General features: G+C 69.0%; 21 protein-coding genes. 14 read left to right on the forward strand and 7 right to left on the reverse strand.

Going from position 1 to position 23,747, the window contains the following annotated elements; translation table 11 throughout:
* Positions 1 to 113 precede the first annotated feature (113 nt).
* From ASG80_RS21790 to cls, 8 genes are all read left to right on the forward strand, one after another.
* Complete coding sequence (locus tag ASG80_RS21790) at positions 114 to 563, forward strand: PH domain-containing protein (RefSeq protein ID WP_056735028.1); 450 nt, start codon at positions 114 to 116, stop codon at positions 561 to 563.
* Positions 560 to 2,191 carry a PH domain-containing protein gene (locus ASG80_RS21795; protein WP_056734727.1) on the forward strand — a complete coding sequence of 544 codons (1,632 nt, stop codon included), beginning with the start codon at positions 560 to 562 and terminating at the stop codon, positions 2,189 to 2,191. The genes ASG80_RS21790 and ASG80_RS21795 overlap by 4 nt, the downstream gene beginning before the upstream one ends.
* Entirely contained in the window at positions 2,181 to 2,939 is a 759-nt protein-coding gene (locus ASG80_RS21800; protein ID WP_082590874.1) for a Rossmann-like and DUF2520 domain-containing protein, read from the forward strand. Before ASG80_RS21795 ends, ASG80_RS21800 begins: the two co-directional genes overlap by 11 nt.
* The gene (gene panC, locus ASG80_RS23820; protein WP_056734730.1) at positions 2,936 to 3,814 is read left to right on the forward strand and encodes a pantoate--beta-alanine ligase; all 879 of its coding nucleotides are present in this window, start codon (positions 2,936 to 2,938) and stop codon (positions 3,812 to 3,814) included. Before ASG80_RS21800 ends, panC begins: the two co-directional genes overlap by 4 nt.
* Positions 3,815 to 4,026: 212 nt before the next feature.
* Positions 4,027 to 5,544 (forward strand): lysine--tRNA ligase, encoded by a 1,518-nt coding sequence (lysS, locus tag ASG80_RS21810; protein ID WP_056734732.1) that lies wholly within the window; start codon positions 4,027 to 4,029, stop codon positions 5,542 to 5,544.
* A 4-nt stretch (positions 5,545 to 5,548) separates the two neighbouring features.
* Positions 5,549 to 5,707: a hypothetical protein gene (locus tag ASG80_RS23825; protein ID WP_156402021.1), complete on the forward strand. Its 159-nt coding sequence runs from the start codon at positions 5,549 to 5,551 to the stop codon at positions 5,705 to 5,707.
* A gap of 392 nt (positions 5,708 to 6,099) precedes the next feature.
* Positions 6,100 to 6,276: a hypothetical protein gene (locus ASG80_RS24045; RefSeq protein WP_164470570.1), complete on the forward strand. Its 177-nt coding sequence runs from the start codon at positions 6,100 to 6,102 to the stop codon at positions 6,274 to 6,276.
* On the forward strand, positions 6,273 to 7,748 hold the full coding sequence (cls, locus tag ASG80_RS21815; RefSeq protein WP_056734733.1) for a cardiolipin synthase: 1,476 nt from the start codon (positions 6,273 to 6,275) through the stop codon (positions 7,746 to 7,748). Before ASG80_RS24045 ends, cls begins: the two co-directional genes overlap by 4 nt.
* 67 nt (positions 7,749 to 7,815) lie before the next feature.
* Here cls and ASG80_RS21820 read toward each other — a convergent pair whose 3' ends face one another.
* Genes ASG80_RS21820 through ASG80_RS21835 form a run of 4 tightly spaced genes read right to left on the reverse strand, consistent with a single transcriptional unit; the run spans position 7,816 to position 14,338 of the window.
* On the reverse strand, positions 7,816 to 9,102 hold the full coding sequence (locus tag ASG80_RS21820; RefSeq protein ID WP_056734735.1) for an alpha-L-fucosidase: 1,287 nt from the start codon (positions 9,100 to 9,102) through the stop codon (positions 7,816 to 7,818).
* A gap of 23 nt (positions 9,103 to 9,125) precedes the next feature.
* Positions 9,126 to 12,203: a glycoside hydrolase family 38 C-terminal domain-containing protein gene (locus ASG80_RS21825; RefSeq protein ID WP_056734736.1), complete on the reverse strand. Its 3,078-nt coding sequence runs from the start codon at positions 12,201 to 12,203 to the stop codon at positions 9,126 to 9,128.
* A 51-nt stretch (positions 12,204 to 12,254) separates the two neighbouring features.
* Positions 12,255 to 13,595, reverse strand: coding sequence for a 6-phospho-beta-glucosidase (locus tag ASG80_RS21830; protein WP_056734738.1), 1,341 nt, complete (start codon positions 13,593 to 13,595; stop codon positions 12,255 to 12,257).
* Positions 13,592 to 14,338: a DeoR/GlpR family DNA-binding transcription regulator gene (locus tag ASG80_RS21835; protein ID WP_056734740.1), complete on the reverse strand. Its 747-nt coding sequence runs from the start codon at positions 14,336 to 14,338 to the stop codon at positions 13,592 to 13,594. Before ASG80_RS21835 ends, ASG80_RS21830 begins: the two co-directional genes overlap by 4 nt.
* A gap of 176 nt (positions 14,339 to 14,514) precedes the next feature.
* On the opposite strand from ASG80_RS21835, the gene ASG80_RS21840 reads away from it, so the two are divergent.
* The 3 genes from ASG80_RS21840 to ASG80_RS21850 are packed head-to-tail and all read left to right on the forward strand — an operon-like array spanning position 14,515 to position 17,789.
* The gene (locus ASG80_RS21840; protein ID WP_056734742.1) at positions 14,515 to 15,522 is read left to right on the forward strand and encodes a carbohydrate kinase family protein; all 1,008 of its coding nucleotides are present in this window, start codon (positions 14,515 to 14,517) and stop codon (positions 15,520 to 15,522) included.
* Positions 15,523 to 15,531: 9 nt separating this feature from the next.
* On the forward strand, positions 15,532 to 16,812 hold the full coding sequence (locus tag ASG80_RS21845) for an ABC transporter substrate-binding protein (RefSeq protein ID WP_162256666.1): 1,281 nt from the start codon (positions 15,532 to 15,534) through the stop codon (positions 16,810 to 16,812).
* Positions 16,809 to 17,789, forward strand: coding sequence for a carbohydrate ABC transporter permease (locus tag ASG80_RS21850; RefSeq protein WP_200952659.1), 981 nt, complete (start codon positions 16,809 to 16,811; stop codon positions 17,787 to 17,789). The genes ASG80_RS21845 and ASG80_RS21850 overlap by 4 nt, the downstream gene beginning before the upstream one ends.
* A gap of 154 nt (positions 17,790 to 17,943) precedes the next feature.
* On the opposite strand, the gene ASG80_RS24655 is transcribed toward ASG80_RS21850, so the two are convergent.
* Positions 17,944 to 18,279 carry a hypothetical protein gene (locus ASG80_RS24655; RefSeq protein ID WP_235508442.1) on the reverse strand — a complete coding sequence of 112 codons (336 nt, stop codon included), beginning with the start codon at positions 18,277 to 18,279 and terminating at the stop codon, positions 17,944 to 17,946.
* A gap of 24 nt (positions 18,280 to 18,303) precedes the next feature.
* On the opposite strand from ASG80_RS24655, the gene ASG80_RS24660 reads away from it, so the two are divergent.
* Both ASG80_RS24660 and ASG80_RS21860 read left to right on the forward strand, forming a co-directional pair.
* Positions 18,304 to 18,651 (forward strand): carbohydrate ABC transporter permease, encoded by a 348-nt coding sequence (locus ASG80_RS24660; RefSeq protein WP_235508443.1) that lies wholly within the window; start codon positions 18,304 to 18,306, stop codon positions 18,649 to 18,651.
* Entirely contained in the window at positions 18,648 to 21,629 is a 2,982-nt protein-coding gene (locus tag ASG80_RS21860) for a glycoside hydrolase family 2 TIM barrel-domain containing protein (protein WP_056734747.1), read from the forward strand. The genes ASG80_RS24660 and ASG80_RS21860 overlap by 4 nt, the downstream gene beginning before the upstream one ends.
* A gap of 44 nt (positions 21,630 to 21,673) precedes the next feature.
* On the opposite strand, the gene ASG80_RS21865 is transcribed toward ASG80_RS21860, so the two are convergent.
* Entirely contained in the window at positions 21,674 to 22,201 is a 528-nt protein-coding gene (locus tag ASG80_RS21865) for a pirin-like C-terminal cupin domain-containing protein (protein ID WP_056734749.1), read from the reverse strand.
* A gap of 9 nt (positions 22,202 to 22,210) precedes the next feature.
* On the opposite strand from ASG80_RS21865, the gene ASG80_RS24665 reads away from it, so the two are divergent.
* Positions 22,211 to 22,369 carry a hypothetical protein gene (locus ASG80_RS24665; protein ID WP_235508453.1) on the forward strand — a complete coding sequence of 53 codons (159 nt, stop codon included), beginning with the start codon at positions 22,211 to 22,213 and terminating at the stop codon, positions 22,367 to 22,369.
* On the opposite strand, the gene ASG80_RS21870 is transcribed toward ASG80_RS24665, so the two are convergent.
* Positions 22,350 to 23,543, reverse strand: coding sequence for a hypothetical protein (locus tag ASG80_RS21870; RefSeq protein ID WP_056734751.1), 1,194 nt, complete (start codon positions 23,541 to 23,543; stop codon positions 22,350 to 22,352). The two genes, ASG80_RS24665 and ASG80_RS21870, sit on opposite strands and share 20 nt — an antisense overlap.
* Between the last annotated feature and the right edge of the window lie 204 nt (positions 23,544 to 23,747).

A 23,747-nucleotide genomic window follows, 5' to 3' on the forward strand; every position in this document is an offset into this window, starting at 1 on the left:
CGGATGCCGCGGCCGTGACGCCGCCGGCCGCGCCGCTGGGGGATGCCGCGCCGGCGGTGCCGGCCGCGCCCGCTGCGCCCGCCGCGCCTGCCGCGCCCATCGACTCCGGCTGGATGCGAGTCTCGCCGAAGTACATCGTGGTCGAAGTGGTCGGCTCGCTCATCGGCATGGTCGTGTTCGTCGGCGTGTTCCTCGTGATGTACGCGCTCTGGGCCCAGTGGTGGGCGCTCTGGGCGGCCATCGTCATCGGAGTGGTGTCGCTCATCGGCATCGTGCTCGAGCCGCGGCGGGTGCGGTCGATCGCCTACCGCCTGCGTGAGGACGACCTGCTGTTCCGCCGGGGCATCATGTTCCAGCGCCAGGTCGCCGTGCCCTACGGCCGCATGCAGCTCGTGGACATCACGCGCGGGCCGGTGGCGCGGGCGCTCGGCCTCGCCGACCTGAAGTTCGTGACCGCCGCGGCATCCACCGCGGTCACGGTGCCCGGCCTCCCGATGGAGGAGGCCGACCGGCTGCGCGATGAGCTCGTCGCCCTCGCCGAGACCCGTCGGGCGGGGCTGTGAGCGCACCCGTGCGCCCCACGCGGGTCACGAACCTCGCCGATGGCGAGTGGCACCGGCTGCACCCGGCGAGCCCGCTGCTGCGCGGCGGCCTCGTCTTGATCGCGGTGCTCGGGTTCATCATCGCGAACCTCCGCGAGCGGCTCGTCGACATGTTCCTGGTGATCTTCGCTCCCGACTTCGGCGAGGACTTGGACGTCGAGATCGAGACGTGGCGGGGCGACTGGGCGAACGACCCCATCGGCGGCATCGTCACGCGCGGCCTCGTCGGCTGGGCGATCGCGGGCGTCGCCGTGCTCATCGTCCTGCTCATCGTCGGCTTCTGGTTGTCGTGGCGGATGCACACGTTCCGGATCACACCGGAGGCCGTCGAGGTTCGCAGCGGCATCCTGTTCCGATCGCATCGCAGCGCGCGACTCGACCGGGTCCAGGGCATCAACGTGAACCGGCCGCTGTTCGCCCGCCTCTTCGGCACGGCGAAGCTCGAGGTGTCCGTGGCCGGGCAATCTGCGAACGTGCAGCTCTCGTACCTCGGCTCGGCCCTCGCCGACGAGCTGCGCGCCGACATCCTGCGCCTCGCATCGGGTGCGCGCGCAGAGAAGGCCGCCACTGCAGCGGATGCCGCGGGCGCCGCGAAAGGCCCGGCCGGTCGCGCGCACGTCTCCGCGGTCATCGGCCAGCGCGTCGACGAGTTCCTCGCACCCGAACTCGACCCGTCGCTCGCCCCGCCCGAGTCCGTGGTGCACCTGCCGCTCGGACGCGTGATCGGCTCGACGCTCCTCGGCGGCTCGACGGTCTGGGCGATCGTGCTCGTCGCCATCATCGCGGTCGGCGTCTCGACGGGACAGCTGTGGGTGCTGTTCTCGTTCGTGCCTGCGGCGATCGGTCTCATCAGCTACGTCTGGTCGCGCATCACGAAGTCGCTCCGCTACTCGATCGCCGGAACGCCGGACGGCGTGCGGATCGGGCACGGCCTGCTCTCCACGGGCAACCAGACGATCCCGCCAGGGCGCATCCACGCCGTCGAGGCCCACCAGTGGATCCTGTGGCGCCCGTTCGGCTGGTGGTCGATCCGCATCAATGTGGCCGGGCAGTCGGTGAGCGCCGGCAACGAGGCCGCGCAGCGCACGCTCGTGCTGCCGGTGGGCACCGTCGCCGACGTGCACCGCGTGCTCGCCCTGCTGATGCCGGATGCCGCGGCCGCTGTCGACCCGTTCGTCGAGGCCGGCCTCACCGGCCGCGACGTCGCGGGCGGATACTCCCGCACCCCGCGCCGCGGCGCGTGGCTGCGCCCGTTCTCGTGGCGCCGCATCGGCTGGGCCGCCACCGACGGCGTGGCGTTGATCCGGCGTGGGTGGCTGTTGCGCCGGCTCGTCTTCGTGCCGCTCGCGCGAATGCAATCGGTCGCGGTGAGCGTGGGCCCCCTGGAGCGGATGCTCCGGCTTGCGACCGTGCGGATCCACACCGTTGCCGGGCCAGTGATCCCGACACTCCCGGCCGCGGATCGCGACGAGGCGGTCGTGCTCTTCGAGCGGCTCGCCGACGAGGCGGTCGAGCGCGCCGCCCGTGACACCTCGCACCACTGGGGGGCAGCCCCGACCCGATCGCAAGAGGGCGCCGATGCCCACTGAGCGCTCTGGACGGCTCGGGGTCGGCACGATCGGCGCCGGCCGGGTGGGCGCCGTGCTCGCGGCCGCGCTCGCGGGGGCCGGTCACGCCCTCACCGGGATCGCCGCGGTGTCCGAGGCGAGCCGCGAGCGGGCGGCGGCGATGCTGCCCGCCGTTCCCGTGCTGCCGATCCCCGAGATCGTCGAGCGCAGCGAGCTCGTGCTGCTCGCGGTGCCCGAGGCGGAGCTCGCCGCCCTCGTGTCGGGTCTCGCAGACGCTGGCGTATGGCAGCCCGGCCAGCTCGTGCTGCACACGGCCGCCCGGTTCGGCACGGGCGTGCTCGAGCCCGCGCGCCGGGCGGGGGCGATCCCGCTCGCGGTGCATCCGGCCATGTCGTTCACGGGCACGTCGATCGACCTCGCGCGGCTCCGCGGAACCTGGTTCGCCGTCACCGCACCCGGCCCCGTGCTGCCGATCGGGCAGGCGCTCGTGGTCGAGATGGGCGGCGAGCCGTTCGTCGTCGCCGAGGGCGACCGAGCCGCCTACGCGGAGGCCATAGACACGGCCGTCTCGTTCTCGAGCGCGATCGTCGACCAGGCGAGCGACCTGCTCGACGGCATCGGCGTCGGCCGTCCGGGTGCGGTGCTCGCGCCCCTCGTGCGCAGCGCCGTCGAGAACGCACTGGCGGGGCACGACACCGGGCCGCTCGTCGACGGGGCGGGTACGATCGACGGGGCCGGTACCGATCGGCCGCAGGGAGGTGGCGAGTGACCGAGGTCGCCGCGGGCACGCGCACCGTGCCGACGATCGCGGAACTCCGGGCGTTCGTCGCCGAGCGCCGCGCGGCAGGGGCGTCCATCGCGCTCGTTCCCACGATGGGTGCGCTCCATGACGGGCACCTCGCCCTCGTGCGCCGCGCGCGCGAGCTCGCCGACCTGGTGATCGTCTCGATCTTCGTGAACCCCCTGCAGTTCGGCCACGGCGAGGATCTCGAGCGCTATCCCCGCACGCTCGGGACGGATGTCGCGGCGCTCGCCGCGCTCGGCGTCGACGCCGTGTTCGCCCCGACCGTCGACGAGATGTATCCGCGCGGCCGCGAGGGCGGCACCACGGTGCACGCCGGGCCGATCGGCGACCGCTATGAGGGCGCCTCTCGCCCGGGGCACTTCGACGGCGTGCTGACGGTCGTGGCGAAGCTCTTCGGCATCGCCCGGCCCGACGTCGTCCTCTTCGGCCAGAAGGACGCGCAGCAGGTCTTCCTCGTCTCGCGCATGGTCGCCGATCTCGACCTGCCGGTGCGCATCGAGACGGTCCCGATCGTGCGGGAGCCCGACGGCCTCGCGCTGTCGAGCCGCAACCGCTTCCTCGACGAGGCCCAGCGGCAGGCGGCGCTCGTGCTCGCCGAGTCGCTCCGGGCAGCGGATGCCGCGGCGGCCGACGGTCCGTCGGAGCTGCTCGCCGAGGGCGTCGCCGCATTCGGCGACCACGACGGCGTGAGCCTCGACTACTTCGTGTGCGTCGACCCAGACACGTTCCTGCCGATCGCCGAGGACTACCGTGGGCGGGCGCTCGTGCTCGTCGCCGCGATCGTCGGCTCGACCCGGCTCATCGACAACGCGTTCGTCGAGGTCGGCCGCGACGACTGACCGCCGAAGGCCCGTCCTGCGTTCTGCGGGTTGAGGAGCGCCGGAGGCGCGTCTCGAGTTCTGCGGGTTGAGGAGCGCCGGAGGCGCGGCTCGAAACCCGGTCTGCCCCGAGCGGTCTCGAGACGCCGTTGCGCGGCTCCTCGACCCACAGTTCGCCCAGCCCTGCACAAGTAGGCTGGTGCACGCACGTTTCCGCGAACCGAGAGTGAACGATGGCCGAAACCCAGACGGATGTCGCAGCCGAGCCCACCGCCGAGGAGATCTCGGAGCAGAAGGCCGTGCGGCTCGCCAAGCGCGAGCGGCTGAACGCGGCATCCGACGACCTCGGTGCAGGCGCGTACCCCGTGCGGCTGCCGATCACGGCGACGATCCCCGAGGTGCGCGACCGCTTCGTGGGCCTCGGCGTCGACGAGGCGAGCGGCGAGCACGTGGGCCTCGCGGGCCGCGTGGTGTACTCGCGCAACACCGGCAAGCTGTGCTTCGCGACGCTGCAGTCGGGCGACGGCAGCCGCATCCAGGCGATGGTCTCGCTCGCCGAGGTGGGCGAGGAGTCGCTCGCCGAGTGGAAGGAGCTCGTCGACCTCGGCGACCACGTGTTCGTCGACGGCGAGGTGATCACGAGCCGCCGCGGGGAGCTGTCGATCATGGTGAAGGAGTGGCGCATCGCGTCGAAGGCGATCCTGCCGCTGCCGAACCTGCACAACGAGCTCTCCGAGGAGACGCGGATGCGCAGCCGCTACCTCGACCTCATCGCCCGCGACCAGGCGCGCCGCAACGTCATCGACCGAGCGAAGGTCAACGCGAGCCTCCGCCGCACGTTCGACTCGCTCGGCTTCATCGAGGTCGAGACGCCCATGCTGCAGGTGATGCACGGCGGGGCATCCGCTCGCCCCTTCACGACCCGCTCGAACGCCTTCGACACCGAGCTCTACCTGCGCATCGCGCCCGAGCTCTACCTGAAGCGCGCCGTGGTCGGCGGCATCGAGCGCGTCTACGAGATCAACCGCAACTTCCGCAACGAGGGCGCGGACTCGACGCACAGCCCCGAGTTCGCGATGCTCGAGGCGTACGAGGCCTACGGCGACTACAACTCGATCGCCGACCTCACGCAGCGACTGATCCAGGATGCCGCGATCGCGATCAGCGGCTCGCACGTGGTCACGTGGGCCGACGGCACCGAGTTCGACCTCGGCGGCGACTGGGCGCGCATCTCCATGTACGACACCCTCTCCGAGGCGGTGGGGGAGCGCATCACGGCCGAGACGCCGATGGCGCGCCTGAAGGAGCTCGCCGACGCCGAGGGCATCGAGATCGACCACCCGCTGCCCGGCAAGTACGTGGAGGAGCTCTGGGAGCACCGCGTCAAGTCCAAGCTCGAGCGCCCCACGTTCGTGATGGACTTCCCGCTCGACACGTCGCCGCTCGTGCGCGGCCACCGTTCGATCCCGGGCGTCGTCGAGAAGTGGGACCTCTACGTGCGCGGGTTCGAGCTCGCGACCGGGTACTCCGAGCTGGTCGACCCCGTCGTGCAGCGCGAGCGCTTCGTCGAACAGGCGAAGCTCGCCGCGGGCGGCGACCCCGAGGCGATGCGCCTCGACGAGGAGTTCCTCCGCGCGCTCGAGTTCGGCATGCCGCCGTCGGGCGGCATGGGCATGGGCATCGACCGACTGCTCATGGCCCTCACCGGTCTCGGCATCCGCGAGACCATCCTCTTCCCCCTCGTCAAGTGAGCGGATGCAGCGAATGAACGACTACCTCCCCAAGAAGGATCTCGAGCCCGACCCCGACCCGAAGCGCCCCTCGAACGCGCGCATCGCGATCTGGATCATCGTGGGCGCGATCGGCCTCTACCTGCTCGGCTCGGGCATCTGGGGCCTCATCACCGGCGGCTGAGCCGCACGCCGGGCTCGCCTTCCCGAAGACAGGACGACACGCCGCGCACGACGGCCACGAGCCGATCGAGCGCGATCGCGAGCGCAACAGCGCGCTCGTGTCGCGTGGGTACCGGTGGCATCGCTTCGGGTATCCACAGGTCATGGGCGACCTCGCCGGGTGCATCGCGGTGATTCGCGCGTTGCTCGCGGGCGGCGTTGCGATTCGCTCGGTGGTCTGAGAACAGGAGTGAAGAGCTACCGGATGTCTCGGGAACCTGTGCTCGGTGACGACCCGGCGCGTCGTCCTGCTTTCGAGACGACGGATGTCGTGGCGCTATGTGCCCGCTCTCGCGGCACCGCCAACCGACCAGATGAGCAGAATCCGAGGAACCCCCGTATTCTTGAAGTCCTATGGACGAATTCTGGGCGAATGCGATCTGGTCGCTCGCACCGACCGTGCTCATCGGGCTCCTCTTCTGGTTCGTGATGCGCGCGATCATCCGCGCCGACCGCGCGGAGCGCAAGGCGTACACCCGCATCGAGGCAGAGGAGCGCGCGAAGCTGGCTCGCGAACGTCCCGCCGGATGACGATCGACATCACGACGACGCAGATCACGGCCTTCATCGCCGCTGCGATCATCGTCATCGACATCATCATCCGCGTCATCGCGGTCATCGTCGTGCCGCGCAACCGCCGGCCCACCGCGGGGATGGCCTGGCTTCTCGCCATCTTCTTCATCCCCATCCTCGGGATCCTGCTGTTCCTCCTGATCGGCAATCCGAAGCTCCCCAAGCGCCGGCAAGCGAAGCAGGCCGAGGTCGACGAGTACATCCGCGAGTCGACCCACGGCATCGAGCGTGTGAGCGACAGCAGTACCTGGCCGGCCTGGTTCGACGGCATCGTGGAGCTGAACCGCAACCTCGGCGCCATTCCGCTCATCGGGTCGAACGGCGCCAGCCTGATCGGCGACTACCAGGGCTCGCTCGACGCGATGACCGAGACGATCCGCGGTGCGGAACGCTATGTGCACGCGGAGTTCTACATCTTCGCCTACGACCGCACGACGGCCCCGCTCTTCGACGCGCTCGGCGACGCCGTCGCCCGCGGGGTCGAGGTGCGGGTGCTCCTCGACCACATCGCCTCGGTGCGCGTGAAGGGGTACCGCAAGACCCTGAAGCGCCTCTCCGCCATGGGCGTGCGCTGGCAGCTCATGCTTCCGGTGCAACCGCTCAAGGGCCGGTACCAGCGCCCCGACCTGCGCAACCACCGCAAAATCCTCGTCGTCGACGGAAAGGTCGGCTTCACCGGGTCGCAGAACATCATCGACCGCTCGTACAACAAGCCCGGCAACATCCGTCGCGGCCTGAAGTGGAAGGAACTCGTCGCGCGCGTCGAGGGACCGGTCGTGTCGGGCCTCGAGGCCATCTTCGCGACCGACTGGTACCTCGAGACCGGCGACGCGCCCACGCGCGAGATCGTGCCGCTCGGGCAGCTGGGCGAGGCGCAGGACCTCGACTGCCAGGTGGTGCCGAGCGGCCCCGGGTACACGAACGAGAACAACCTCAAGCTCTTCCTCGCGCTCATGTACGCGGCTGAGAGGCGCATCATCCTCACGAGCCCGTACTTCGTGCCAGACGAGGCCATGCTCCGCGCGATCAGCGGCGCGACGCAGCGCGGGGTGCACGTTGAGCTTTTCGTCTCCGAGATGGGCGACCAGGCGCTGGTCTACCACGCGCAGCGATCGTACTACGAGGCGCTCCTGCGTGCCGGCGTGAAGATCTGGTTGTACCAAGCGCCGTACATCCTGCACTCGAAGCACTTCACCATCGACGACGACGTCGCGGTCATCGGGTCGAGCAACATGGACATCCGCTCGTTCGAGCTGAACATGGAGGTGTCGCTCCTCGTGCGCGGCGCCTCGTTCGTGCGCGAGATGCGCGCCGTCGAAGACGGCTACCGCCGCGACAGCCGTGAGCTCACCCTCGACGAGTGGATGAAGCAGCCGCTGTGGTCGACCGTGCTCGACAACCTCGCGCGGCTCACCTCGGCGTTGCAGTAGCAGCCGGCGAATGCCGTCGGCTGCGAGCGGCGCCGGCCTGGATCGATCCAGGTCGGGGTCGTCGCCGTCACGCTCGTTCGTTCAGGAACAGCTCGACCACGGGCACCATGACGTCGGGCCGTACGACGGGCAGCGTCAGTGTGAGCGTCCCCTTCGGCGGGCCTCCCATTCCGGTCGTCACCGCGCGGACGTTCGGATCGATCTCCTTGAAGCTGAGCTCCGACGCGTCGTTGAGAAGCCGCGCGTACTCCACCTTGCCGGCGAGGCCGGCCAGGTTCACGTCCTCGAGTGGCCAGGCGAACAGGTGCAGGTAGAGGCGGTCGCCGCGTTGCGTGTATCGCGCGTCGGGCGGAGGCGTGAAGGATGCCGCGCCGGCGCCGTATATCGACCTGCTGTGCAGTCGCATCCACTCGCCGATGCCCTCGAGTGAGGTCATGGCGCGCGGATCGATGTTGCCGCGCCCGGTTGGACCGACGTTGAGCAACAGGTTGCCGTCTTTCGAGACGCCATCGATGAGCATCCGAACGAGCTGGTCGACGGGCTTGTCGTTGGAGTTGTCACGGAAGTATCCCCAACTGCCGTTGAGGGTGTGGCATGCCTCCCACACGACCCGCCGGCCGTCGACCTCCATGGGCTTGTCGGGCTGATACTCCTCGGGCGTCACGAAGTCGCCCGGGATGTCGAGCCGATCGTTCACCACGATGCCGGGCTGAAGCTCCCGCGTCAGCGTGAGGAGCTCTTCAGAGCCCCAGTCCTCGGCTCCCTTGCCGCCCCACACGTCGTGGTGATCGTCGTTCTTGTACGAGAAGTCGAAGAAAAGGTAGTCGATGATGCCGTAGTTGGTCAGCAGCTCGCGTACCTGGCCGTACAGGTACTCGCGGTAGCGCCCCATGTCGCGGCCCTCGTTCTGCGCCTCGGCATCGAGGTCGTCGCGCCTGGGGTGGCGACCGTCGACGAGGAAGTCGGGGTGCGACCAGTCGATGAGGGAATGGTAGAAGCCCACCCTGAGGCCTTCCGCCCGGACCGCCTCGACGAAGGACGCGACGATATCGCGGCCGTAGGGCGTGTTGGTGGACTTGTAATCGGTGAGCGCGGTGTCCCAGAGGCAGAATCCCTCATGGTGCTTCGTCGTCAGCACGACGTACTTCATGCCCGCTTCGCGCGCGGCCCGCGCCCATTCGCGCGGATCGTAGAGGTCGGGATCGAAGTACCGCGTGTACCTCCGGTACTCCTCGAGCCGGATCTTCTCGTCGTGCATCACCCACTCGTGGCGGGCAGCGAGCGAGTACAGGCCCCAGTGCACGAACAGCCCGAATCGGTCGTGGGTGAACCAGGGAGCGTGGTCGATCGGCATCTTCGTCCTTTCAGGGGAGGAGCTCAGCGCACGAGGCGAACGGTCACGATCTGGAACGGCCACAGTGCGAGCTCGAGGCCGGCTTCGGTCGGTTCGAATCGCGGCGCGCGGCGCGCGTCGGGGGCGAGCGGGCGCTCCAGCAGATCGACCTGCTCGTATCCCACCACCTCGAACCCGGGGCGGAGGCGTGCGCTTCCCCTGCTGCCGCGCGCTTCGTAGAGGCGGGCGATCACGTCACCCGAGCGATCGGCCGCCATCATGACCGCCTCCAGGTGGATGCCCTCGCCCTCGATGTCGAGCAGCGACCACGTCGTGGCATCCGACGTCGCATCGGTGACCGTTCCGGGCACCTGCCGCACGGGCAGGTGCTGCTCGTAGCCCGCGCGCACGATCGTCTCGATGTCGGCGCCGGGCACGAGTGCGTAGTCGAAACGATGCGCGCCCAGGTCTTGCGCCGGGTCGGGCGATCGCGCTGCTCGAACGAGGCTGATCCGCAGCTCGGTCTGCACCTCTCCCGAATCGCCGACCGTGCGGGTGATGTCGTGTCCATAGCTTCCGCTGTTGCTGAGCCCGACACCGTAACCGGGCTCCTCCACGTGGACCCAGCGGTGTGCCGCGACCTCGAAGCGGGCGTCATCCCAGGAGGTGTTCACATGCGTAGCTCGGCGCACATGGCCGAACTGGATCTCAGCGCTGTGGTGCTGGGCGTGGACCACGAGCGGGAAACTGACCTTGAGGAGCTTCTCCTCCTCCTGCCAGTCCACGTCGGTGCGCAGATGCACTCGTGCGTCGTCAGCCACGAGCGAGACGCACTGTACGGCCCTCGAGCGACCGAAGGCACGGACGATGCGCACCGTGCATCGCAAGGGCGACGATTCGACGAGGTCGATCGACTCCACCGAGTCGACGTCCTTCATGCTGTTGCGGTAGTGCCCGTCGATGTCCCAGGCGTCCCAGGCGTTCGGCAGGTCCTCGTGGAGCTGCAGGAGGTTCGCCCGCTTGCCGGGGGGCACGAGCTCGCGGCCCTCGCGCACGTCGACGATCGAGTCGATGAGGCCCGCGTCGTCGAGTCGCACACGCAGGAGGCCGTTCTCCAACACGCGCGCGGAGCCGACCACCGGATGCGCGGGGGAGACGAAGCGCGCCGGAGCGAGCCCGCTTCCCGGCATCTCGACGAGCCCGGTGGGAACTCCGCTCTCGTCTTCCACGAGGGCGCGGCGGGCGTGGCCAGCGGCATTGAGCACGGCTGCCGTCACGCCGAGGGCCGATGTCGCCTCCCCGATGAGCATCTCGAGTTCCGCAAGGTTCGTGCGGTAGGCCTCTTCGTTCTCGCGATGCACCCAGGCGATGGAGGATCCGGGCAGGATGTCGTGGAACTGCTGCAGGAGCGCGCGCTTCCAGAGATGCTCGATGCGATCGTACGGATACTCCGCTCCGGTTCGCAGCGTCGCCGCGGTGGACCACAGCTCGGCCTCGCGCAGGCGAGCCTCTGAAGCGCGATTGCCGCGCTTCTCTCGTGCGTGCGACGTGAACGTGCCGCGATGCAGCTCCAGGTAGAGCTCGCCCACCCACACCGGCGCATCCGAGTACTCGGCGAGTGCCTTCTCGAAGAACGAATCGGGTGTCTCGATCTCGAGCCGAGGCGAGCCCTCCAGGTCGCGGGCGCGCCGGTAGCGCTCCATCATCTCCCGGGTCGGCCCACCGCCTCCGTCGCCATAGCCGAAGGGTATGAGCGAGCGGGTCGCTCCTCCCTTCTCGCGGAAGTTGGCGACTGCGTGATGGAGCTCCTCGGCCTCGAGGATGGAGTTGTAGGTGTCGACCGGGGGAAAGTGGGTGAAGACCCGGGTGCCGTCGATGCCCTCCCACCAGAAGGTGTGGTGCGGGAACGAGTTCGTCTGGTTCCACGACAGCTTCTGGCTGAGGAACCATTCGAGGCCCGCCGCTTTCGCCAGCTGGGGAAAGGCCGCCGAGTACCCGAAGGAATCGGGAAGCCAGACACCGCGAGTGTGCACATCGAGCGCCTCGGCGAAGAAGCGCATGCCGTACACGAGTTGGCGCGCCATTGCCTCACCACCCGGGAGGTTGCCGTCGGCCTCGACCCACATCGAACCGACCGGAATCCAGCTGCCCGCCGTGATGGCAGCGCGCATCCTGTCCCACACCTCCGGGTAGTTCTCCTGCAGCCAGACGTACTGCTGGGCCTGCGAGGCGGCGAAACGGAACTCGGGATACTGCTCCATGAGGGTCAGGACGTTCGAGAATGAGCGCGCCGTCTTGCGCTTGGTCTCGCGGATCGGCCAGAGCCATGCGCTGTCGATGTGCGCGTGCCCGATAGCCGAGATCCGGTGCGCGCTCGCATTCGCCGGTCGCGAGAGCACTTCGGCGAGTTCGGCGCGCGCGGCCGTCGCCGTGCCCACGATGTCATCGAGTGCAAGCGTGTCGAGGCTGTGCTGCAGCGCCCTCAGGATCTCGGCTCGGCGGGGCTCGGTTTCAGGCAGCTCGAGCATGAGCTGGAAGAGCACCTCGATATCGAACCGCAAGTCCCACACGTCCGGCTCGAACACCGCGAGTTCTGCAACCCGGAAGTGGTAGATGGGCGCCTCGGGCGCGGTGGCCTTGTCTCCGTAGAGTGTCGCCACGAACTCATTGACGAGGATGTCGGGATTCGCCGCCGCCTCGACGAAGAAGTGCACGGGCTCGCCGCCCTTCGCCGCTTCCGCCAGGCGGACGTAGCCGTTACGCGGATGGATGCCCTTCACGGGAACACCCTGCGGCGTGTAGACGAGGCCCTCGGCCTGGTTGCCCGGCCAGTCCCCGAGGAAGCCAGGGTCGATCAGCAGTTCGACGGTGCGGCCGTTCCAGTCGAGCGGAATCGCGCCTTGCAACTCGAACCACCAGGTGGACCACGCGCGGCCCCAGGCGGTGCCGAGCGTGAACGGCGTGTAGTCCGCGACCAGGGCCTCGGCCACCGGCACCGGCTCATCGGGAACCTTCCATGCCGCCATGCTCACCGGCTGGCGTGCGGAGTGCACGGCGGGCGTGATGCGTTCGTCGAGCACACGACGGATGCGTGCCTCCACGAGTTTCTGGTTCTGGTGCACCGGGAGCCTTTCGGGAGTCTTGGTCGGAGGGGGTCCTTCGTCGCTGACGACTCAGCGTAGGTAGGCGAGCTCGGGAAAGCTCGCAATGGCATCCTCCAGCAAGGATCCGGCGACGGCGACCGAGTCGATGAGCGGATGCAGCGCCAGGGCACGCACTCCCGCCGTGCGCGAGGAGCTGATGGCCGCCTCGATGGTGCAACGTTCGACGTACTTGGCGTTGATGACGAGTCCTCGCCCGAACTCGGGCAGTCGACTGCCGGGAATGGGCTCGGCTCCGCTCGCGCCCACGATGCACGGCACCTCGACGACGGCGTCGGCGTCGAGGTCGGCGAGTATGCCGCGGTTGCGGACGTTGAGAATGAGGCGGGCCTTCTGATCGTGCGCGATGGCTCGCATGAGCGCGATCGCGACCCTCTCATAGCCGCCCGAGACGAGGTCTTCCTCGTCGCGCTCGCCCACGCCGACCGACTCGCGGTTAGTGACCATGTAGGTGGTCTCACGGTCGAAGCGTGCCTCCTCCCAGAGCGCGAGCGCCGAGCCCTCGCCCTTGGCGACCCCGTCGTAGAACCCGGCTTGCTGCCCGAGCAGATAGCCGCCCCTCGTCTGCGCAGCGCGCTGATCGGCGTGCTTCACCTCCCGACGGTAGTAGTAGTAGTGCAGGTACTCGTTCGGAAGAGCCCCCAGCGCGCGGATCCACGGTGCGCCGAAGAGCCGCCCCTCCTCGAAGCTCTCGAGCAGGTCGTCCCGTGCCAGGAGGCGCGGGAGCACGTCCTCGCCGTCGACGACGAGGCGCTGCAGCCAGCCCAGATGATTGAGCCCGGCGTAGTCGATCTCTACGCTCGCGGAGCTTATTCCGAGTGCCCCGAGGGCGCGACGGGCGAGGCCGACCGGTGAGTCGCAGATGCCGATGACGCGGTCGCCGAGGATCCGCGACATGGCTTCCGTGACGATGCCCGCAGGGTTCGTGAAGTTGATGACCCAGGCATCCGGTGCGAGCGCGTGTACTCGTTCGGCGAGCTCGATGGCCGCCGGGATGGTGCGCAAGGCGTAGGAGATCCCCCCGAAACCGACCGTCTCCTGGCCGATCACGTCGTGACTCAGGCCGATCCGCTCATCGCACAAGCGACCTTCCATGCCGCCGACGCGCACCGCGGAGAAGATGAAGTCGGCCCCGGCCACGGCCTCGGCGAGGTCGGTGCAGAGCATGACCTCGGGTGCGTCGGGATGGTCGAGCGCCTGCTCGCGCAGCACTCTCGCGATCGCGTCGAGCCGCGGGCGGTCGGTGTCGTAGAGCCGCACCTGGGTGACCCGGCCGCGCTCGTGGTCGCGCAGCAGCGCGGAGTACACGAGCGGTACACGGAATCCGCCCCCGCCAAGAACCGTGAGCTTCATGCGATCGTCACCGTGACCCCGTTCGCCTCGAGAGCTTCCGTGATGGGCGATGAGGGCGCGCGGTCGGTGATGAGCTGGGTAAGCGAGCTCGTGGGCCGGATGCGCCCGGCACCCGTGCCGGGGAACTTGCTCGCATCCGCGAGCACGGTGGCGCGGTCGCTCGCTTCGAGCATCGCGCGCTTGATCGGGATCTGCACCATGGTGGTGTCGCGCAGGTCACCGTTCTCGGCGATTCCGCTGGTGCCGAGAAAGGCGTGATCGGCGTGCAGCTGCCGCAATGCGTCGGGGGTGAGGTGTCCGCCCAGGGAGCGATAGACACGGTCGTAGTCGCCGGGGAGCAGGATGAGCTGCACCTCACGGTCATCCCGCAGCTCGTCGAAGACGGCGATGCTCGCGGTGATCACCGTGAGGTGCCGGCCGTGCAGGAGGGTGGCGAGCTGCAGGGTCGTCGTGCCGATGTCGAGGATGATCGATTCGCCGTCGTTGATCTGCGCCGCGGCGGCTGCCGCGATGGCGTTCTTGGCCTCGCGGTTGATGAGCTCGACCTCCGCGAAGGGCGCGTCGGCGTCCACGAGAACGGCACCACCGTGGGTGCGGCGCACGAGGCCGCTGCGGTCGAGGCGATCGAGATCCCGTCGGATGGTGGCCTCGCTCGCGTCGACGGCCACGGCGAGCCGCGAGACGCTCGCGGCACGCTCCTCGCGCAGCACGTCGAGGATGGCGAATTCTCTGCTGTCTCTCATGTCCGGCGTCTTTCCATCTGTCGCGGGCGGTCGCTCTGAGCATATCCAGCATTTTCAATCAAAATCAAACACTGTCCTGAAACATCTTGCGCAAACATGATTGGCTGCGGTAAGACTTCTCCTACTGAATCGAGGGCCTCATCGGTGCTCAATGGCCAGCGACGGACGGAGGAGGAGTGCGAGACGACGACAGCGACACGATCGGCCTGCTCGCCGTGGGGCAGCTCTTCACCGACTTCGTGTACTCCGGTCTTCCGGCCGGGCCACAGCTCGGCGAGGAGATCTGGACCGATTCCTTCGGATTCGGTCCGGGCGGAATCGCCAACTTCGCGATCGCGGCAACGCGTCTCGGGATGAGCAGCAGCGTCGTCGCGGCTCTCGGCGATGACGCGATGACCGAACTGTGCAGCCGCATGCTCGCGGCGGAGGGAGTCGACCTCGGGCATTGCCGGGTCGTCGACGGCTGGTCGCTGCCGGTCACGAGCTCGCTCGGCTGGGCAGGCGATCGTGCGCTGGTCACCGGCGGAACCCCGGCACCCCTGGGCGCGGATGCACTCCTCGATGCTGGCGTGCCGGCGGCGACCACCGCTGTCGTCCACCTCGATCCCGAGCCCGCCGAGTGGCTGCCCATCGCGGCCGCCCAGGGCACCCGGGTGTACGCCGACTTGGGTTGGGACCCGAGCGGAGCCTGGAACCGCGGCATCCTCGACCAGCTCACCTCCTGTGCAGCCTTCCTGCCCAACGAGCTCGAGGCGCTCTCCTACACCGGCACGGACAGTGCCGGAAGTGCAGCGGATGCCCTCGCCGAACGTGTTCCGCTGTGCGTGGTCACACTGGGATCACTCGGCGTCATCGCGATCGACAGCACGACGGGCGAGCGGGTGGAGCGCCCGGCGCTCGACGTGCTCGCCATCGATCCGACCGGCGCCGGAGACGTCTTCGGCGCCGCACTTGCCTACGCCTCGACGAGACCGTGGACCCTCACCGAGCGAATCGACTTCGCGTGCCTCTGCGCGGGGATCACCGTCTCCCGGCCCGGCGGAGCGGCGGGAGCGCCCCGATTGTCGGAACTCGACTCCTGGCTTCGCACCCATCCGAACACGTTCGAACCCCACCGCTACGACTTCCTCGTCGAACAGGACTCGGTGGTCATCACATCAGCACCATCCAGCCAACCCGATTGAGAGTAGATGATGCCCCACACCACCCGTCGCACATTCCTCGCTGCCGGTATCGGAGGACTCGGCCTCGCCGTCCTGGCAGCCTGCGCCCCTGGCGCACCGGCCTCCACCACCACGAAGAAGCTCGCCCTCTGGATCTGGCCCAACGGCCTGAGCACCACTGTCCTCGATGGAATCAACGGCAATGTGTCCGGCAGCGGCGTTGAGATCTCCGAGATCGGCGGCGACTTCAAGCAGAAGCTGGTGGCGACGTTCATCGCCAACAGCGGACTGCCCGCCATCACCGGGGTCAAGGGCGAGGACATGCCCTACTTCCTCAGCCAGGCCGATCGGTTCATCGACCTCAACGACCTGGGCGCAGAGGACCTCCAGGCCGACTTCCTCGACTGGAAGTGGCAGCAGGCGATGACCGCCGACGGCAAGCTCGTCGGCCTGCCCATCGACATCGGGCCGACCGGATGGTATTTCCGCCGCGATGTCTTCGAGAGCGCCGGTCTGCCGAACACCCCCGAGGCCCTCGCCGAGGCGGCCGGCAACTGGGAGAACCTGTTCGCGATGGGCACCGAACTCAAGGCGGCGACCGGCGCCTCGATGCTGCTGTCCATCAGTGAGCCCTTCTCCAAGTCGATGGGGCAGAGCACGACGCAGTTCGTCAGCGAGGGCGGGGACTTCCTCGGCGAGGATGGCGCGGTCCGCGAAGCCTGGGAGCGCTCGGTCGAGGCCTTCAACCTGGGGATCACCGCGAACGTCAGCGATGGCAGCCCCGACTGGGCCGCCGGCGTGACCAACGGCACGCTGCCGTCGCTGCTCGGCGCGGCCTGGTACCAGGCCGACCTCAAGGGTGCGACCGACGGCACCTCCGGGCTGTGGGGCGTGGCCCTGACCCCGGGCGGTTCGGCCAACATCGGGGGTTCCTTCCTCTCCATCCCGTCGGCAACTTCTGCCGAGAACGCCGCGGGGGCATTCGAGGTGATGAAGTGGATCCTCGAGCCCGAGAACCAGGCACAGGGCTACGCCGACGCTGGCCTGTTCCCCTCCACGCCGGCCAGCTACGAGCTGCCGCAGCTCACCGAGGGCGACCCCTTCTTCGACGGCCAGAAGACGATCGAGGTGTTCGGGGCGGCGGCCCAAGAGGTGCCGATCTCCTACACCAGCCCGTTCGACGGACCGGTTTCAGCTCCGTACTACAACGAGCTGACCGCGATCGAGGCGACCGGCAAAGATCCCGAGCAGGCGTGGAAGGATGCGGTCTCCGCGGCCGAGGACGCGCTCGAGCAGGCCAAGCGCGGATGACCGTCGCGAGCGCTGTCCGCCGGGCCCGGCCGGCCGGGCGCGCCGTCCGCCGGGTCTGGCCCACCGGACGGCGCGCCCGGAAGTACATGCCGTACTACCTGGCAATCGCGCCGTTCTTCCTGCTCTTCCTGGCGTTCGGCCTGTTTCCCGCCGCGTACTCCCTGGTGATCTCACTGCAGAGCTGGAGCGGACTGGGTCAGCCCTCATTCGTGGGGTTGTCCAACTACGAGCAGCTGTTCGCCGACGACACCTTCTGGCTTTCGATCCGCAATACGCTCACGATCTGGGCGCTCTCCACCTTCCCCATGCTGTTCACCGCCCTCGTCGTGGCGGCGCTGCTCAACTCCGCGGTGCGGTTCAGCACCTTCTACCGGATCGCCTACTTCGTCCCGAACGTCACCTCGGTCGTCGCCATGGCGGTGCTCTTCGGTTCGCTCTTCGGCACGCAGTTCGGTCTGGTCAACGGCCTGCTCTCGGTCTTCGGGATACCCCAGGTCGCGTGGCTGTCGACCCCGTGGGCGCTCCAGGTCACGATCGCCGTGCTCATCACGTGGCAATGGACCGGATACAACGCCATCATCTTCCTCGCCGGAATGCAGGCCATCCCCGCCGAACTGTACGAGGCGGCCAAGCTCGACGGGGCGGGAATCGTTCGGAGCTTCGTGTCGATCACCCTGCCGATGCTGCGCCCCACCATCCTCTTCGTGCTCGTGGTCTCCACCATCACCGGGCTGCAGAGCTTCACCGAGGCCCAGGTGCTCACCGCCAGCGCGAGCACCGGCAACCCGAACAGCGGCGGAGCCGGCCAGGCGGGGCTGACAACGGTGCTCTACTTCTACCAGCAGGCGTTCAACTTCAACCGGTTCGGCTACGGGGCGGCCATCGCCTGGGCGGTGTTCCTGCTCGTGGTCGTCTTCGTGATCATCAACTGGAGGTTCGCGAGCGAACGCAACCGCATCAAGAAGGCAGACAGGTGAGCAGGACGGTCCTCCCAGCGCCGAAGCCCCGGAACGCCGGCGTCGTACGTCCCTCGCGTGTGGTTCTGCACCTCCTGCTCATGGCCGGTGTCGTGGTCTCGCTGTTCCCGCTGTACTGGCTGGTCGTGATGGCCAGCAACACGACCAGTGCCATCTACACCTCGCCGCCGCGCTTCGTGGTCGGCGCCGAACTGCTCGACAACCTGCAGACGGTGTTCGCCACGATCGACTTCGGCGGCTCCCTGCTGAACACGGTGATCGTCACGGTTTCGATCACCTTCGCGGTGCTGTTCTTCGACTCGATCGCCGCATTCACCTTCGCCAAGTTCCGTTTCCCCGGCCGCCAGGTGCTGTTCGTGGTGCTGTTGGTGACTTTCATGCTGCCCACCCAGCTGGCGGTGATTCCGCAGTTCATCACGATGGTCAACCTGGGCTGGGTCGGGCAGCTGCAGGCGCTCATCGTGCCAGCCGCGGCGAACGCCTTCGGCATCTTCTGGCTTCGCCAGTACATCAGTTGGCGGTACCCGACGAGCTCATCGATGCGGCGAAGATCGACGGTGCCGGGTTCTTCCGCGCCTACCTCACGGTGTGCCTCCCGCTCATCCGGCCGGGACTCGGATTCCTTGGGATGTTCACCTTCGTGGCGGCCTGGAACGACTACCTGTGGCCGCTCATCGTGCTCACCGACCCCAACGAGCTCACCCTCCAGGTCGCCTTGAGCCAGCTCAACCGGGCTCACGGCAGCGATTACTCCATGGTGATGGCCGGTGCGCTGCTCTCGGTGTTGCCGTTGCTCATCGTGTTCCTCATCGGAGCGAAGCAATTCGTCGGAGATGCAATGAAGGGCGCATTCCGCGGATGAACGGCGCCGTGCCGACAGCACGCAGCAGTCTCGAGCTGCCGCTCTCCAGCCCACTGCCGGGAATCGGCCAGATCGCACCGGCCGCCTGGCTCCCGCGGCCGACCGATCTCGACCTGGGCGGAAGCTGGCGGTTCGCACTCTGGGCGAGCGCGGCCGAAGCACCGGCCGAGCCCGCCGCGTTCCGGGAGGCCGAGGCCGGCGACATCCAGGTTCCCGGGCACTGGGTGCTGCAAGGGCATGGCGCGCCCGCCTATACGAACGTGCAGTATCCCTTCCCGGTCGACCCGCCGCATCCGCCCGATGCCAACCCGACCGCGATCTACCAGCGCACCGTCTGGATCGACCAGCTGCCCGAGCGAGCCCGGTTGCGGTTCGACGGGATCGACGGCGCGGGGACCGTGTGGTGGAACGACACGCTGCTCGGCAGCACCAGGGGCAGCAGGCTCCCCGCCGTGTTCGACCTCGACGGCGGCCTTCGACTCGGTGAGAACGTGCTCACCGTGCGGCTCTCGCAGTGGTCTGCCACGAGCTACCTCGAAGACCAGGACATGTGGTGGATGCCCGGAATCTTCCGGGCCGTCACGCTGCAACGACTCCCCGGGCACGCCATCGACGACCTGTTCGTGCACGCCGACTACGAGCACGAGTCCGGCACCGGACTGCTTCACGTCGAGGTGCGCGGAGTCGCCGATTCGGTATTCGACGTGCCGTCGCTCGGCATCGCGGAGCATCCCGTCGGCGTCGGGCTCACACTCCCCGGCATCCGTCCGTGGTCACCGGATGACCCGGTGCTGCACGAGCTCCGGGTGCGCACCGACCGCGACGAGGTCGTGCTCAAGATCGGCTTCCGACGGGTGAGCATCGACGGCGGCTCCCTCTGTGTCAACGGAACGCCGGTCAGGCTGAGCGGAGTGAACCGGCACGAACACCATCCCGACCTCGGCCGGATCGTTCCCATCGCCACCGCGCGAGCAGAACTCGAGCTCATGAAGCGGCACAACATCAACGCCGTGCGCACCTCGCACTACCCGCCCGATCCGCACTTCCTCGAACTCACCGACGAACTCGGGTTCTTCGTCATCGACGAGGGCGACTTCGAGACCCACGGGTTCGAACTGAACGACTGGCGACGCAACCCGTCCGACGACCCGATGTGGCTGCCTGCCTGCCTCGACCGTGCCGAGCGACTGGTCGAGCGCGACAAGAACCACCCCAGTGTCATCATCTGGTCCCTGGGCAACGAAGCGGGAACCGGTCGGAACCTGGCTGCGATGAGCGAATGGATCCATCGGCGGAACCCGTCACGACCGGTGCACTACGAGGGCGACCGTGACGGCGCCTACACCGACATCGGCTCGGCGATGTACCTCGCCCCAGAGGTGCTCGACGCGATCGGCGCCGGATCCCCACCGCCCGGTGCGACGCCGGGATCGCCTGCCGACTCTCCCGAGCGGCCATTCCTGCTCTGCGAGTTCGCGCACGCGATGGGCACCGGACCGGGTGGCCTGAGCGAATACCAGGCCGCCATCGACCGGTATCCGCGCATCGCGGGCGGGTTCATCTGGGAGTGGATCGAGCACGGCCTCCGCCAGCGCCTCCGCGACGGCTCCGTGCGTATCGCATACGGAGGTGACTTCGGCGAGCTCGTGCATGACGGCAACTTCGTGATCGACGGACTCGTCTCGCCCGATCGCGAGCCTCGACCGGGTCTCGCCGACGTCGCTGCGGTGTTCTCGCCGATCGGACTGGCGCTCGATACGGACGAGCTGACCGTGACCAACCGCTTTCACGGTCGCACGACCGAGGGTCTCGAGGCAACGCTCGTCATCACCGACCTCGACGCCGGTGGTGTCGCCAGCGACGAGCCGCCGGCCGGTCGACGGATCCCGGTTCCCCTGCTCGCCCCGGGCCAGTCAGCGACGGTTCCCCTTCCGGCGAAGCCGGCGTTCGACACCGGCGTCCGGCGGTTGCTCACGGTCTCGGTCGCCGAGGAGCGCGCGACCGCCTGGGCTCCGGCCGGGCACGAGATCGCGTGGGTGCAAGCCGAGCTGCCCGGTGCAGCCGCGACGTCGCGATCCGGCTCGGCGTCCTCGTCCTCGTCCTCGTCCTCCACCTCGTCGTCGGCTGCGTCCCCGGCGGCACCGACGCGTCCGACGGTACTCGGCTTCGGACGGTTCGACGCGACCGGCAGGCTGACCGGGGTCGGCGACATCCCGATTCGCGACTTCGGCCTGCGATTCTGGCGACCGCCCACCGACAACGATCTCGGATCACTGTGGGAGCAGGACGGCGACGACGAACGCAGCCAAGCGCGGCTCTGGTCGGAGGCCGGCCTCGACCGCCTCCAGGGGCGCACGACCGAATACACGGTGGCCGGCGACGAGCTGATCGTCAGCACCCGCTACGGCGTGATCAGGTCCGACCGCGGGATCGACTCGACGCTGCGTTGGAGTCGCACAGACCCCGGTGTGCTCGCGCTCGCGGTCGACGTGGCTCCGTTCGGTGACTGGAGCGTGTCGTGGCCGCGGATCGGGCTGGCCTTCCAGCTGCCGCGCGACTTCGGTGACGTGCGGTGGTTCGGGCTCGGACCCGGCGCCGCCTATCCCGACACGGGCCAGGGCGCCCGGCTCGGCTGGCACGCAATGCCGGTCGACGAACTGCAGGTGCCCAACATCCGTCCCCAGGAGAACGGCTCGCGCGGCGGCGTTCGGCGGCTCGCACTCATCGCGCCGCAGAACATCCTGCAGATCGACGGCGAAGGGCTCGCCTTCAGCGCGCGTCCATGGTCCGATGCCGCACTCGAGGCCGCTGATCACCTCGAACAGTTGCGTCCCGACGAGAGCACCCATGTGCACGTCGACTTCGGGCGGCACGGCATCGGTACCGCGGCATGCGGACCCGGCGTGTTGCCCCGGTACTGGCTGCGGCCGGCGTCGTACTCCTATGCCGTGAACTTCCGCACGCAGTCAACGCGGTAGCGGAGCGCCCACGTCCGCTTCATCCGGGAGCCTTTCGGTGCCCGCTACTTGCGGGGCTTGAGCCGCACCGTGGGCAGCTCGGGTGCCGGCAGCGGCGACCCGTCGTAGCGGGCCACCGTTCCGAAACGGCCGTCGGGGTTGTCGCGGCCGATGATGTCGGCCTGCCACTGGCGCCGGAATTCCACGATCTCGTCCTCGCTGCGACCGATGAAGTTCCACCACATCACGAGCTCCTCGCCGAACGGCACGCCGCCGAGTAGCACGACCCGCGCCGGCGTGTCGCCCGCGCTGAGCGCGAGCCGCCGCCGGCCCGGCTCGAGGTAGGCGAGCTCCGACCATTGCACGGCCGTCGGGGCATCCGCGCGCTCGGCCTCGATCGTGACGGGGCCCGCATCGACCAGCACGCCGTGCTCGAACGCGGGATCGAGCTCGAGCTCGACCGTGCCGCTCGCGGGCAGGTCGACCTGCGCGCCGAGCGGGGGTGAGAACACGGTGACGGATGCCTCGTGGCCGATGCCGAGGAGGGCACCGACGAACACGCGCACCGTGGCGTCGCCGACAATGAGGGGCACGGTATCGGCGTGCTCGAAGGTGGTGCGTCGTTCGTCAGCGAGATGCGCGCCGCCGAAGACGCCTACCGCCGGCAGAGCCGTGAGCTCACGCTCGAGGAGTGGATGCGCCAGCCGCTCCGCTCGACCGTGCTCGACAACCTCGCGCGGCTCACCTCCGCGCTGCAGTAGCGAGCGGATGCCGCGACACGCTCGGTTCGCACGACGAGCCGAGCATCCGCAGGCCGCCGAACTGGGATGACGACTCGGCCGAGGCATCCGCGACGCAGGCGAAGCCCGCCTCTTCGAGTGCGTCAACCTCCGACCTGGTCAGCGGTGAGCGGGTCGTGACAAGCCACACCCGGTCGTCGAGGACGGATGCCGGTCCGGCCGCGTGAGTGCGCAGCGGGCGTGTGTCGATGACACGCCGAGCGTCGACGAGGGGCTGGGCGCCGCCCGGCAGGCGGTCGAGGAGTTCCCGCGAGTACGCCGCGTCACCTGCATAGCGTGCGAGGCCGGCCGCGAGCCCCGTCTCGTGGTGTCGTTGCACGACGACGACCAGGTCGCCGGGCCGTGCCCGCTCTTCGACGGCCTCGGCGAGCCCGCGGAAGTCGTCCTGCCACCAGGTCGTTCGCGCGTCGGCGACGGTGCCGGTGCCGATGAGGAGCACCTGCGCGCCGATGACCACGGGGGCCAGGAGCGCACGGCGCGATCGGGTGGCCTCGGCGACTCCGGCCGCTACGACGGAAGCGTCTCGAGGCGCCGCGACCACCGTGTGCACCGAGCCCGCGACGACCAGCGCGACCCCCAGCACGGACGGTGCGATGTAGGCGGTCCGCAGCACCGGCACCGCCGTCAAGGTGATGACGAGCAGCACCGCCCACGGTGCGATCGCCATGCCGAGCGCGGTGCCGAGACGTGCGACCTCGGTGCGATCCCGATGCCTCGTCGCTGCCCGCCAGGTCATGATCGCCGCGAGTGCCGCGAGACCGCCGGTGAGAGCGTACGCGGCGAGCGCCGCCGGGTCGGCCGCGCCGGCCGATCGGTACGCGACGACGTTCGTCAGGATGCGTGCCGCGGTCGAGGCATCCGGTGCCGTGATCCAGCCCACCTGCGCGCGTTGCGTCATCGCGAGGAGTGCGAAGGGGAGCAGCGCGACCCCGGCCACGGTGGTGGCCGCCGCGAACGCGCCGAGAGCTCGCCGACCGCGCACGCCGCACAGGATCGCGACGGGCAGCACCGCGAGGAGCGCGAACAGGTGCATGAGCCCGGCGGCCACGACAGATGCCGCGTACAGCGCCCACCAACGGATGCCTCGGCGCGGCGTCGCCAGGGCGAGCTCGGCGGCGAGCACGGCGAGCGCCACGGCGAGGATCGCGAGCGCGTAGGGACGAGCCGTGGCCGCATCTGCACCGCAAGGGGATTCGTCGCGAACACGACGCCCGCGACGAGGCCCGCCGTCGTACCCCACCAGCGTCGCGCGAGGGCCGTCACTGTGAGCGCGGTCGCGACGGCGGCGAGGAGCGACGGCAGGCGCAGGCCGAGGTCGCCGGGGGCCACCGCCGCGACC

The organism is Agromyces sp. Soil535 (assembly GCF_001428255.1).
Classification (GTDB): Bacteria; Actinomycetota; Actinomycetes; order Actinomycetales; family Microbacteriaceae; genus Agromyces.